A 12,484-nucleotide genomic window follows, 5' to 3' on the forward strand; every position below is an offset into this window, starting at 1 on the left:
TAGTCCGACTGAGTCGGTCGGACACCGTATCAGGCCGCCTCGCGCTGAGCGCTCCGGGTCAGTTTCAGATCAGTGCTCCAGCGCTGGCCGATCTCCGCCGTCATTTGGGCGAGTTCCGCGCCCGGGCGTGGCTTGGAGAAGAAATAGCCCTGCATCTCGCGGCAGCCCTCGTCATAGAGGATCTGCATCTGCTCGTGCGTCTCGATGCCCTCGGCCATGACATTCATCTTCAAAGCCCGCGAGAGGCTGATGACCGACCGCACGATGGCGATGTTCTCGGGGCGGCTGAGATCGCGCACGAAGGACTGATCGATCTTGATCTTGTCGAAGGGGAAACGCGACAGATAGCCAAGCGAGGAATAGCCTGTTCCGAAATCGTCCATGGAGATGGTCAAGCCACGTTTGCGGAAGGCCTGGAGGATGGCGAGGATGTTGTCGCTTTCGTCGAGGAAGAGCGATTCGGTCACTTCGATCTGCAGACGCTTCGGCTCGATGCCGGACTGAGCGAGCGCGCTGTCGATATCGGACAGAAGTGTCGGGCTACGGAACTGAACCGGCGACAGGTTGACCGAGATCGTCATGCCGCTCGGCCATTCGGCGGCCTGACGGCAGGCGGTCTGAAGACACCATGTGCCGATCTGCTCGATGAGGCCGGTTTCTTCGGCCAGCGGCACGAAGACAGCGGGCGAAATCATACCTTTGACCGGGTGACGCCAGCGCAGAAGCGCCTCGAATCCCGATACGGTGTTGCGGCCGGCATCGACGAAGGGCTGATAGAAGAGCTCGAGCTGATCGTTTTCGAGCGCCACCTTCAGGTCCAGCTCCATCTCACGCCGATCGCGCAGGCGCTCGCGCATGGCGGGCTGGAACATGCGGAATCCCGAGCGCGGCGCCTCCTTGGCCTGGTAGAGTGCGAGGTCGCAATTCTGCAGCAGAATGTCCGCATTGGTCCCGGCTTCGATCTCGCTCGGACGCACATGGATGAGGCCAACGCTGAGCCCGGCATTGATCCGCCGCCCCTCGATGTCGAAAGGTTCGGCGAAGGCCGCGACAATGCTCTGGGCGAATTCCTCCGCGACTTCGGGCAGGCGGATGCCTGGCGCGACGACACCGAACTCGTCGCCGCCGAGCCGCGCGACCGTCGCTTTCGGGCCGACCTCACGCATCAGCCGCTCGCCGCTCTGGACCAGAAGCGCGTCGCCGATCGGATGTCCGAACGTGTCGTTGATCGACTTGAAATTGCGGATATCGAGAACGAGGAGAACGAAATCGTCCCGCCGCCGGGCGAGGAGCTCGTCCACATCCGCCGCGAAACTATGGCGATTGGGCAGATCGGTGAGCCCGTCATGGCCGGCGACATGTTCGAGCTTTTCGGCGATCTTCTGGCGTTCGGTGATATCCTCGAAAGTGATGAGGAGGCCGCGCCCGGTCATACCCCGGCGCTTGACCTCCATGATCTCCCCGCGCTCGGTCTCCATCAAAATGACCGAGGTCTCGTTACGTGGCAATGGGCTCGTCAAGCGCGGATCGCGCAGAAATACCCGCGCCGAGGTCCCGAGCGCATGCTCGCCAAAATAGTATTTGAACACCTCGTTGCAGACGAGAAGCTTCTTGTCCCCGTCCAGCATGCAGAGCGCCTGGGTCATGTTGTTCAGGGCCGCGCTCAGCTGATCCTGCTGTTCAGCGAGCTGGCCGGACAGGGCCGTGGTGCGGTGAGACATGGTCTCTGCGAGCGATGCGCAACGCGACTGCATTTGGGCGATCGCCATCAGCATCGTGGCGATTTCCTTGGGCCCCCGCGGCACGATGGGGTCGCAATGCTGCGGCGTGGCGACGGTGCGTGCAACGCTGGTCACATATCTCAACGGGCCGGCGACTGCCCTTGCCATGAAATAGGCAAAGGCAAGAAGCGCCAGAATGATCGATCCGAGCCCGATCAGGCTCAGCCACATGCTTCCCTTGATCTGGGTGTCGGCGCTGTTGCGATAGGTCTGGAGGTCGTTGCGCACGATCTGGCTGGCTTCCGACAAGGAACCCGACAATTCGCCGAGCTGCGTCAGCACCGCATGCTGGGACAGATTGCCTTCGCTTGCCGAGAGGCGGCTCAGCGGATAGCGCAACCCACTGATCACGAAGATCGCCTTTTCGGAAAGATCGCTGTCGAACACGTCCACCAGCTCGGACTTGATGTCCTGGATGCCTTGCGTGAAAAGCGTCTTCTCCTGGTCGGACAGCACCGGGCGTTGTCCGCTCTCGCGCGAGGCGAAGGACATTTCGAGACGATCGCGAAGGCGTTCGACCCTCGATTGCGCAACCGTCAGCCGATCGAGCGGCACGACCGCATCGTCATGGATCCCCATGGCAAGGCTGAGCGCATGGGACTGGTTGTAGAGCGAGAACGTGCCGAAAGCTCCAGCGATGACGGCAAAGACGATCCCGCCGATGATGAGCCTTAAGGTAATCGACATTTCCGCTTCGCGCTTCCCGTGCTTGTCTCGCAGCCAGCTCGCTCGTTCGTGGGATCAAAATGCGATCCACATTCCACCTATAAAGCCGCAAAGTTACCACAGCGTTAGGCAGGCAAGCGCATGGGAGGCGTTCGGCGCATGCCGGGCAAGCTCAGCGCCAGTTTGGGCGGGCGCAAGGCTCGGTTGCGCCCGCCCGCCGTCCTTCCGGTCAGGCTCGGCGTTCCGCCGTGATCTCCTTGAGCGCGGCCATCGCATCGACACCGATCGGCAGATTGGCGAGCCTGACGACGTCTTCACGCCTGACACCGACCACGTCCCAAAGTATATCGTCATCGAGCTTCAAGAGCGAGTTGAAGGCGTCGCGCTGCAGGCGCTGACGGCGACGCTCGGTACTCCAGCTTCTCAGATAAGAAACGAGGGCAGAGGAGTGAGCGAGGCTCTCGTCGCCATAGCGCGGCTTGGTGAGCAGTCCGAACATATCGAGTTCCTCTCATTGATGATGACACCATCATGAGAATTTCGAATTGATGAGACAAACGAGATGTTCTAATATTGTCTTTGAGAATTTCTCATACATGCCTCTTCAAAGGGATATCCATGTCCGCCATCGCCCCGATCCGCCCGCTGCTCGACCTGGATCTCGCCCGCACCTTCGTCGCCATCTGCGAGACCGGAAATTTCTCGCGCGCCGCCGAGCGCGTTCATCGCAGCGCCTCGGCGATCAGTCTTCAGGTAAAAAAGCTCGAGGAGATGCTCGGGCGAGAGCTCTTCGAGCGCGAGACCCGCAAGATCACCATCACGCGCGATGGCGAATTGCTGCTCGGCTATGCGCGCCGGCTGCTGCGCCTCAATGACGAGGCGATGGCCCATTTCCTCGTTCCCGATCTCGCAGGCAGCGTCCGGCTCGGAATTCCGAATGACAACGGTATCGTAGCGATGCCGGATATTCTGCGCCGCTTCGCCGACAGCCATGCTCATGTGGATGTCGACGTTTATCTGACGACGACCAGCGTCCTGCGCGAAAGAGTGCGCCGGGGCGAGCTCGATCTCGCCATCTTCAGCTACGACCCCAAGGAAGACAATGGCGAGACGCCCGCCGACATCATCCATAGAGAGCCCCTCGTCTGGGTGGGGGCGCGTCATGGCTCGGCGGTGGAGAAGCGCCCCCTGCCGGTCGCGCTCGCTGAACCCGGCTGTTATTGGCGAGCCGACGCGATCGAAGCCTTGGAGGGGGCCGAACTCGCCTATCGCATCGCCTATACGAGCGAATTCTGCCAAGGGCAGATCGCGGCGGTCTCGGCCGATCTCGCCATCGCCCCGCTTCCGGCCTCCGTCGTCTCGGACAAGCTCGTCCGGCTCGGGCCGGACCATGGCCTTCCCGAGCTTCCAGACTATCAGATGACGCTGGCTCTGCGGGACGGAGCGAGCCCGGCCACCAAGGCTCTCGGCGAGCATGTGGTTGCAAGTTTCCGTGCGATCTCCCAGCGGGGAATGCGGATTTTCGCTTGATGAGCCTGCCCGTTGGGCATGGCGACCGATGCATGAATCACGCGGTCGCTTCGCCAATTGCCCAAAAGGCTTTGGATCACGTCGCCACGCGGCCTGTTTGCGATAGGCAGACGGCCCGGCGATCTTTATAGCTGCGGCCCGACATGGCCGACAATGATCCCAAACGCCTTCTGGCGGCGAAGCCGAAGCTCTCCCTCAAACGCCCGGAATCCCGCGGCGTCATGCTCGGGCTCTTGAGGCGCATCCTTCAGGAGAACGGCCGCCTCTTCGTCCGCGAATATGCGGTGGCCGTCGTCTGTCTCGTCCTCGTCGCCGGCACGACTGCCTTTATGGCCTGGATCATGCGCGACGTGATCGACGAAATCTTCGTTCAGGGCAATCGCGCCGCCATCGTCTCGCTGCCGATCGTCATCTTTCTCGCCTTCGCCATTCGCGGCGCGGCGAGCTACGGCCAGGGCGTGCTTCTGGCGCGAATCGGCAACAATATCGTCGCCCGCTACCAGCGCCGCCTCTTCACCCATCTGACCGAACTCTCCGTCGACTTCTTTTCCGAGAACCGGTCGGCGCATCTGGCCGCGCGCATCAATCAGAACGTCTCCGGCATCCGCGACACGCTCAATCTGACCGTCACCTCGCTGGCGCGCGACCTGCTCAGCCTGATCTTCCTGGTCGGGGTGATGATCTGGCAGGACCCGCTTCTGTCGTCGATCGCGCTTCTGGCGGGCCCGCCCATCGCGATCATGATCGGCAAGCTCGCCCGCAAGCTGCGCGTGGCGACCCGCGAGATGATCGACGTCAATGCCCGTGTGCTCGCCTCCATGCAGGAGGCGGCGCAAGGCATAACCGTGGTGAAGGCCTTCACCATGGAAGCGCCCCTGCGCGAGCGGATCGAGACGCTGATCCAGACGGCGGAGACACGCTCCAACCGCATCGCCTCGATCACCGAGCGCACGACGCCGGTCACCGAGATGGTCGCCGGCCTCGCGATTGCCGGCGTCATCGCCTATTCGGGTTACCGGGCGATCGTCTATGGCTATTCGCCGGGCGCCATGTTCGCCTTCATCACTGCCCTCCTGCTCGCCTATGATCCCGCGCGGCGCCTTGCGCGCCTGCAGGTCCAGCTCGAACGGGCGATGGTCAATGCGGCGATGATCTACGAGATTCTCGATCTGGAACCCCGCCAGCCCGATCCGTCCAATGCGCCGTCCCTCGCCATCGACAAGGGCGAGATCGCCTTTCGGGACGTGAACTTCGGCTATCATGCTGGCGAGCAGGTTCTTCGGGAGATTTCCTTTATCGCCCCCGCCGGCAAGACCACCGCTTTGATCGGCGCGTCCGGCGGCGGCAAGTCGACCATCGTCTCCCTCGTCCAGCGCTTCTACGATGTGGAGAGCGGGGCGATCCTGATCGATGGTCAGGACATCCGCCAGGTGACGAAACGCTCCTTGCGCTCCAAGATCGCCTATGTTCCCCAGGCACCCTACCTCTTCGAAGGCACGATCCGCGACAATATCCGCCTCGGCCGGCCGGATGCGACCGATGCCGAGATCGAGGAAGCGGCGCGCCAGGCTCAGGCCGAGGAGTTCATCGTCAATCAGCCCCAGGGCTACGACACGCCGCTCGGCGAGAACGGCGTCACCTTGTCGGGCGGTCAGCGTCAGCGGCTGTCGATCGCCCGCGCTCTGGTACGCAACGCGCCGATCCTGCTTCTCGACGAGGCGACGAGCGCGCTCGATACGCGCTCGGAGACCTTGGTGCAGGAAGCCTTGGAACTCGCGATGAAGGATCGAACGACGATCGTCGTGGCCCATCGCCTCTCGACCATCGTCAATGCCGACCAGATCCTCGTCGTCGATGGCGGGCGCATCGTCGAAGGCGGCACCCATGCCGAGCTTGTCGACAAGCCCGGCGGCCTCTATGCCCGCTTCTACGCTCTGCAGACGCGCACCCAGGGCGACGACATCGTGGCACTCGCCTAAGGCTTGCGGTCTTCAGGCGGGTAGCGGGAGCAGAAAGAGACAACGCATGGCCGAGACCAGGATCGCCGTCGCAGGAGCCGCCGGCCGCATGGGCCGCACGATCATCCGGATCATTGCCGAGACGCCGGGCGCGGTGCTTATCGCCGCGATCGAGCCCGAAGGCTCCGACCATGTGGGCAGCGACGCCGGAGAGCTTGCCGGCCTCGGCGCAAATGGCATCGTCGTCACCGCCGACCGGAAAGCGGCCCTGAGCGAGGCCGAGGTCGTCATCGACTTCACCGCCCCCGGTGCCAGCGCCGATCTCGCCGAAATCGCGGCAGAGAGGGGAACCGCCCATGTGATCGGCACGACGGGCTTTGCAGCCGATGACGAGGCCCGCATCGCCAAGGCTGCGGAAAAGGCCGCAATCGTCAAATCCGGCAATATGAGCCTTGGCGTCAATCTTCTCGCCGGCCTCGTCGAACAGGCGGCAAGGGCGCTCGGGCCCGATCTCTTCGACATCGAAATCCTCGAAATGCATCACAAGCACAAGGTCGACGCGCCGTCCGGCACCGCGCTCCTACTCGGCGAGGCGGCCGCCAAGGGGCGCGGCATCGATCTGACCGACCACAGCGTGCGCGTGCGCGACGGGCAGACCGGTCCGCGCGAAGAAGGGACCATCGGCTTTGCCACCTTGCGCGGCGGCTCGGTCGTCGGCGAGCATTCGGTGATCCTGGCCGGAGAAGGCGAGCGGATCGAACTCTCCCATCAGGCCGGGGACCGTGCCATCTTCGCGCGCGGCGCCCTGCGCGCCGCACTCTGGGCCGCTTTGCGCGCTCCAGGCCTTTATTCGATGCGCGATGTCCTCGGCCTCGATCGCTGACGCCATTCCGCCTTACACAAAAAGGACCATTCAGATCATGTCGGGCACCCTCGTTCTCCTTCGTCACGGCCAGAGCGACTGGAACCTCAAGAACCTCTTCACCGGGTGGAAAGACCCGGATCTGACCGAGAAGGGTGTCGAGGAGGCCAAGGGCGCCGGCCAGAGGCTGAAGGCCGCCGGCTATCGTTTCGACCTCGCCTTCACCTCGGAGCTGTCCCGCGCCCAGCGCACGTTGACGCTCGCTCTCGGGGAGCTCGGCCAGAGCGGCCTTGAGACGATCCGCAACATCGCGCTGAACGAGCGCGACTATGGCGACCTATCCGGCCTCAACAAGGACGATGCGCGCGAGAAATGGGGCGAGGAACAAGTCCATATCTGGCGCCGCTCTTATGACACGCCGCCTCCGGGAGGCGAGAGCCTCAAAGACACCGGCGCGCGGGTCTGGCCATACTACATCCATACGATCCAGCCGCGCGTCCTTCGCGGCGAGACCATCCTCGTCGCCGCCCATGGCAACTCGCTGCGTGCCCTCGTCATGGCCCTCGAAGGCATGAGCGGCGAGGAGATCGTCGGCGAAGAGATCGCGACGGGCGTTCCGATCGTCTATCGGCTCAACGCCGATTCGACGGTCGCCGAGAAGACCGTCCTCTCAGCTTGAGAAAGCAGCCGTGATCGTGACGGCGCTGACCATTCGCCCGGCGCGGGACGAGGACCGCGAGGCGCTCGCCTCGATCCTCGTCCCTGTCATCCGGGCGGGCGAAACCTATGCGCTGGACCGCGACCTGTCCGAGGACGCGATCCTGTCCTATTGGCTTGGCGCGGATCGCGAGACCTTCGTCGCCGCAGAGAACGGCCATATTCTCGGGACCTATTATCTGCGGAAAAATCAGGCCGGCGGCGGCAGTCACGTGGCCAATTGCGGCTATGTCACCGACCCGGCTGCGAGCGGGCGCGGCATCGCGCGGACCATGGCGGAGCATTCCTTTCAGGCCGCGCGCGAACGGGGCTTTGCCGCCATGCAGTTCAATTTCGTGGTCTCAACGAACGAGCGGGCCGTGCGGCTCTGGCGCTCGCTGGGTTTTGCCGAAGTGGGCCGGCTGCCGAGAGCCTTCCGCCACCCGGTCGCCGGCGAGGTGGACGCCCTGGTGATGTATCGCATGCTCTGACATGGAAATCCGACCAATCGCTTCGCGATACGGCTTTTCAAAGCCGCTCAAACGCCACGCGGGCTTTGATACGGAGCCCGACTGAATCGGTCGAACACCGTATGGCGTGCGGCTTGCACGCAACTTCTTCGATTGCCGAGCGACCCCGGCCTCTGCTAGCCGGACCCTGGGCACCCGAAGATTCGATACTTGCGAGGATAAGCATGACCGATCGCATCGTCTTCCGCAGCGGCGAAGCTCTCGTCGCCGGAGGCCCTCCGGGCACTGCGGCCGAACCCGAAGTCGTCATCGGCGAGCTCGACGGGCCGGTCGGGACGGCGCTCGCCACCCTCACTGGCGATCAGGTGAAGGGCCATAGCCGCGTCTTCGCCTTGCTCAACACCGACATCATGGTCCGTCCGGTGACGCTCTGCGTCTCCAAGGTGACCGTCGACGATCCGAAGTATACCAACATTCTGATGGGCACGGTCCAGTTCGCCATCGCCAATGGCGTGCTCGACGCGGTGCGTGAGGGACTTCTGCCCAAGGACCGGGTCAACGATCTCGGCATCATCTGCTCGGTCTGGCTCGCCCCGACCATCGTCGACGTCAAGGATCTCGACCACAAGGTTCTCTTCGACATCCATCGCAAGGGCATGACCTCGGCGATCCGCAAGGCGATGGCGAACGAGCCTTCGATCGATTGGCTCCTGGAGAACCAGGATTCGATCGTCCACAAATATTACCAGATGGGCCTCGACGGAAAGCTCTGAGGGCCTTTTCTGCAAAACCGTGATGGCGCCGGCACGGAGCCCGGCGCCATCGCCATCACATCGGCCTCGGTCAGCGGTGCGCCTTCAGCGCCGCGATCTGATCGGCAAGCGTCGCGCGTCGCTCGCCCGGCTCACGAGGCTTGCCGACCGTCGTGTCCTTGCCCGTCTGATGCTCGAGCTGCGCATTGAGCTCGCCGCCAGTGACAAGCACGATCATCATGATCCAGACCCACATCAGAAAGACGATGATCGAGGCGAAGGAGCCGTAAGTGGCACTGAAATCCTTCACCTGGCTGGCATAGAGGCTGAAGGCGAGCGAGGCGACCAGCCAGCCGACGAGGACGAGGATCGCGCCAGGCGTCAACCAGCGGAATTTCGCTGGCCGCCGATCGGGGCCGAACCGGAACAATCCGGCGAGCCAAGCCATGGCGACGAGCGCAAGCACCACGGGCGAGGCCAAACCGACGATCCATTTGAGATTGGCCGGAATCGGCAGGATCGATAGCGCCGCCGGCAGAAGCACGACCGTGCCGAGCGCCAGAATGACAAGAAGGATCGTCGCCAGGGTGAAGCCGAGCGTCACAGCGTTCTGCTTGATGAAGCCGCGCTCGTCCTCTTCCTCATAGGCGATGTTCATGGCCTTGAAGAGCGCCTTCACGCCCTTGTTCGCGCTCCAGAGCGACAGGATGAGCGAGACGGCGAAGGCGAGCGAGAGCGAACTGCTTTGCTGGCCCGTCAGCCGTTCGAGCTGGCTTTGGATGACGCCGAGGGCGCCCGAGGGGATGACGCCTTCGAGCTGGGCGAGATGGCTCTGGATCGTGGCCGGATCGGCAACGAGGCCATAGATCGCGACCAACGCGCCGATACCCGGAAAGAGGGAAAGCAGCAGGAAGAAGGTCAGGCCACCGGCAATGAGCGTCACCTGATGGTCCTCGAATTTGTCCTTGACGCGCATGATGGCGGCTTTCCAGCCGGCCTTGGGCATCTGTGTCGGTGTCTCGGCCGCGCGGCCTGCATCGATTGCGCTCATCCTGAAGGTCCCGTCCTGATCTCGCATCGCCGTATCGGCCGGTCTTGAGACGATGTGCCTCGTCCATGCCGCTTTTTCGTCCAGTCGAGACCGCAATTCGTTTGGCGGAACGGAAGTTCCATCGCAAAAGAACCAACTAAGGATCAATCGACGCTCATCGTTCGATAATAGAGGCAGAGATCGCTGACCGGGCAGGCCTCACATTTCGGACGGCGCGAAACGCAAATGCGCTTGCCGAACTGGATCAGCCAGAAATGACCGTCGTGAAGCGCCCAGCCTGGCGCCCGCTCTTCCAATTGTTTCGCGGTCTCGTCGGCCGTCTTGGCGTTCGTCAAGCCGATCCGGTTGGCCACCCTGTGAACATGGGTATCGACCGCGATGACATCCGCGCCGAAGGTGAAGCTCATGACGATGTCGGCGCATTTGCGCCCGATGCCGGGCAGGCTCATCAGGCCCTCACGCGTCGCCGGCACGGTTCGCTCATGGGTCTCGATCAGCGCGGCACAGAGCTTCTTCAGGGAGCGCGTCTTTGTGTTGTAGAGGCCGCAGGGCTTGATCGCCGCGGCGATCGCCTCGTCTTCCAGGGCCAGCATGGCATCCGGCGTCTTGGCGAGGGCAAAGAGCGCATCGGCCGCCTTCTTCGTGTTGGTGTCGCGGCTCTGGGCCGAGAGGAGGCAGGAAACCACCGAACGGAACGGATCCGGCTGATCCTTGGGACCCTTGGCGGTCGGCGTGCGGCCAGGCATGGCCTCGGATAGACGCCGAAAGACGATCTCGACCTCGCCTTCGTCCAGCCGATCGGCCCCCGCTCTTTGTGACGCCGCCATTCCACCTCGCCTCTCATCCGTTGAGGCCGAGGAATATGCGAAAGGGCTCGGCAGTTTCGAAGCCTTGCGCCGATCCGACGCGGCAGCCGCGTGTGCGGTTAAACGCTTCCGACCTTGCGCGCCGGAACGCCGGCGACGATCGCGCCCGCCTCCACATCGGAGCGAACGATCGCGCCGGCCGCGATCACGGCCCGGTCGCCGATGCGGCAAGGTCCCAGTACGACGGCGTTGGAGGCGATCCAGACGCTGTGGCCTATGACGATGTCTCGGCCTTCCGTTGGGTAGGTCTGCCGCTCGATCCCATCCTTCTCGATGAAGTGGGTGCCTGTGATCAGCGAGACGCCATGGCCGAAAAAGCTGTGATCGCCGATCGTGATGGTCCCGGACGAGGTGTTCAAGACGGCGTCGACGAGATGGACATTCTCGCCCACATGAAGGCGGTCCCTCTCGCCCCAGACGCCAGGCGTCTGCATCAGGCCTTGGCGAAGCGCCCGCAAGGCATCCGGGTCGGCTGCGATCCGACCGGCGATTTCGGCAGGCCCCGGCCTTGGTCTTTCAGCGTCGCGCCGCTCCAAGGCTGCCGCGATACGCCGATCGACGAAGGCTGCCAATCGATCCTTCAGCCATTGGGGAGCGAGTGTCATCAAGGTCCGTCCGTATCCATCCGCGGTCTCGACGCCTCATGGACCGAAAAGGCCGGTCGGAACAAGGCGTGTGCTCCACCTAGAATAAGACGCCGAAAAGTTGGCCGACGTTCTGGATCACGGCTGACGAGAAACAAGAGGTCGGAGTGAGCATACGACCCGAGCCGGTCGCGTTTCACTCTAGGCGTCATGACGGACGGTCCCTTGCCCTATTCGTCCCGTGCGAGCACGCCGCACTCCCAGCCGAGCATGGCGCGCTTTCGCGTGATGCCCCAATGATAGCCGGTGAGCGCGCCTGCCTTGCCGAGAACGCGGTGGCAGGGGACGACGAAGGAGATCGGATTGCGCCCGATCGCGGCTCCGACCGCCCGTGCCGCTTTCGGGGCGCCGATGCGCTCGGCGATGTCGGAATAGGTGGTCGCCGTGCCGAGCGGGATGGTGGCGAGCGTCTCCCAGACGCGGATTTCGAAATCCGTTCCGATGAGGACGACGCGCAGCGGCCGATCGGGGCGCCAATTGTCGCGCTCGAAGACGCGCGCCGCCAGCGGCTGCGTCACCTCGGGCGCGTGACGGAACTCGGCCTTCGGCCAGCGCCGACGCATATCCGCAAAGGCCGCTTCCCGGCCTCCCTCTCCCTTGTCGGCAAAGCCGACCCCGGCAAGCCCGCGATCGCTCGCCACGACGATCGCCGTGCCGAAGGGGGTCGGATGATAGCCGTAAGCCAGGTCCAGCCCCGCCCCCTTGGCCTTGTAGTTGCCCGGTGACAGCGCCTCATGCTTGACGAAGAGGTCGTGCAGCCGCGAGGGACCGGACAGACCGACCTCGAAAGCCGCATCGAGAAGCGGCATGCCGCCATCGAGAAGCCGGCGCGCATGGTCCAGCGTGATCGCCTGGAGAAAGGCCTTGGGCGTAAGGCCAGACCAGCGGCGGAAGGTGTCGCAAAGGAAACCTTCCTCCACCGACAAGGTCCGCGCCAGATCGGACAGGGTCGGCTGGCTGCGAAAATCGGTGGAGATGCGTTCGATCGCCAGGCGCACGAGATCGTAATCGGCGGTCGTCATGTCCATGGCTTCGCGTATGGGAACCGCGACCGGTTCGATCGGCTCTTGGGAGGCGGATATATCGAACGAGGAGGGAGCGATGTCGAGCATGAAGGTCTCCTTTCATGCCGGAGATTGGGCGAAGGCCGAGAGCGGCGCCACCCGTTTTTTTCGACTTGAATGCGGACTTGACGAAAGATGCCAATC

12 protein-coding genes are annotated in these 12,484 nt (G+C 63.5%); 6 read left to right on the forward strand and 6 right to left on the reverse strand.

Annotation, left to right across the window (positions count from 1 at the left end; all coding sequences use genetic code 11):
* Positions 1-29: 29 nt before the first annotated feature.
* Positions 30-2,468 carry a putative bifunctional diguanylate cyclase/phosphodiesterase gene (locus B9A15_RS11935; protein ID WP_084410316.1) on the reverse strand — a complete coding sequence of 813 codons (2,439 nt, stop codon included), beginning with the start codon at positions 2,466-2,468 and terminating at the stop codon, positions 30-32.
* 208 nt (positions 2,469-2,676) lie between these two features.
* Positions 2,677-2,946 carry a hypothetical protein gene (locus tag B9A15_RS11940; RefSeq protein WP_084410317.1) on the reverse strand — a complete coding sequence of 90 codons (270 nt, stop codon included), beginning with the start codon at positions 2,944-2,946 and terminating at the stop codon, positions 2,677-2,679.
* Positions 2,947-3,065: 119 nt separating this feature from the next.
* Between B9A15_RS11940 and B9A15_RS11945 the strand changes: the two genes are divergently transcribed.
* The 6 genes from B9A15_RS11945 to B9A15_RS11970 all read left to right on the forward strand — a co-directional run bounded on the left by B9A15_RS11945 (position 3,066) and on the right by B9A15_RS11970 (position 8,736).
* Positions 3,066-3,977 carry a LysR substrate-binding domain-containing protein gene (locus B9A15_RS11945; RefSeq protein WP_084410318.1) on the forward strand — a complete coding sequence of 304 codons (912 nt, stop codon included), beginning with the start codon at positions 3,066-3,068 and terminating at the stop codon, positions 3,975-3,977.
* A gap of 143 nt (positions 3,978-4,120) precedes the next feature.
* On the forward strand, positions 4,121-5,956 hold the full coding sequence (locus B9A15_RS11950; RefSeq protein ID WP_084410319.1) for an ABC transporter ATP-binding protein: 1,836 nt from the start codon (positions 4,121-4,123) through the stop codon (positions 5,954-5,956).
* Positions 5,957-6,002: 46 nt separating this feature from the next.
* Positions 6,003-6,818, forward strand: coding sequence for a 4-hydroxy-tetrahydrodipicolinate reductase (dapB, locus tag B9A15_RS11955; RefSeq protein ID WP_084410320.1), 816 nt, complete (start codon positions 6,003-6,005; stop codon positions 6,816-6,818).
* Positions 6,819-6,855: 37 nt separating this feature from the next.
* Positions 6,856-7,476, forward strand: coding sequence for a 2,3-bisphosphoglycerate-dependent phosphoglycerate mutase (locus B9A15_RS11960; RefSeq protein ID WP_084410422.1), 621 nt, complete (start codon positions 6,856-6,858; stop codon positions 7,474-7,476).
* A gap of 25 nt (positions 7,477-7,501) precedes the next feature.
* Positions 7,502-7,984 carry a GNAT family N-acetyltransferase gene (locus tag B9A15_RS11965; RefSeq protein ID WP_084410423.1) on the forward strand — a complete coding sequence of 161 codons (483 nt, stop codon included), beginning with the start codon at positions 7,502-7,504 and terminating at the stop codon, positions 7,982-7,984.
* Between the two features lie 203 nt (positions 7,985-8,187).
* The gene (locus tag B9A15_RS11970; RefSeq protein ID WP_084410321.1) at positions 8,188-8,736 is read left to right on the forward strand and encodes a formaldehyde-activating enzyme; all 549 of its coding nucleotides are present in this window, start codon (positions 8,188-8,190) and stop codon (positions 8,734-8,736) included.
* 70 nt (positions 8,737-8,806) lie between these two features.
* On the opposite strand, the gene B9A15_RS11975 is transcribed toward B9A15_RS11970, so the two are convergent.
* From B9A15_RS11975 to B9A15_RS11990, 4 genes are all read right to left on the reverse strand, one after another.
* A complete protein-coding gene (locus tag B9A15_RS11975) occupies positions 8,807-9,766 on the reverse strand; it encodes a YihY/virulence factor BrkB family protein (protein WP_170923277.1) in 960 nt (319 codons plus the stop codon).
* A 143-nt stretch (positions 9,767-9,909) separates the two neighbouring features.
* Positions 9,910-10,593, reverse strand: coding sequence for an endonuclease III domain-containing protein (locus B9A15_RS11980; protein WP_084410323.1), 684 nt, complete (start codon positions 10,591-10,593; stop codon positions 9,910-9,912).
* Between the two features lie 98 nt (positions 10,594-10,691).
* Positions 10,692-11,237, reverse strand: coding sequence for an acyltransferase (locus tag B9A15_RS11985; protein WP_084410324.1), 546 nt, complete (start codon positions 11,235-11,237; stop codon positions 10,692-10,694).
* Between the two features lie 209 nt (positions 11,238-11,446).
* Positions 11,447-12,388 carry a methylated-DNA--[protein]-cysteine S-methyltransferase gene (locus tag B9A15_RS11990; protein WP_084410325.1) on the reverse strand — a complete coding sequence of 314 codons (942 nt, stop codon included), beginning with the start codon at positions 12,386-12,388 and terminating at the stop codon, positions 11,447-11,449.
* Positions 12,389-12,484 lie beyond the last annotated feature (96 nt).

The organism is Fulvimarina manganoxydans (genome assembly GCF_900176465.1).
Taxonomy (GTDB): domain Bacteria; phylum Pseudomonadota; class Alphaproteobacteria; order Rhizobiales; family Rhizobiaceae; genus Fulvimarina; species Fulvimarina manganoxydans.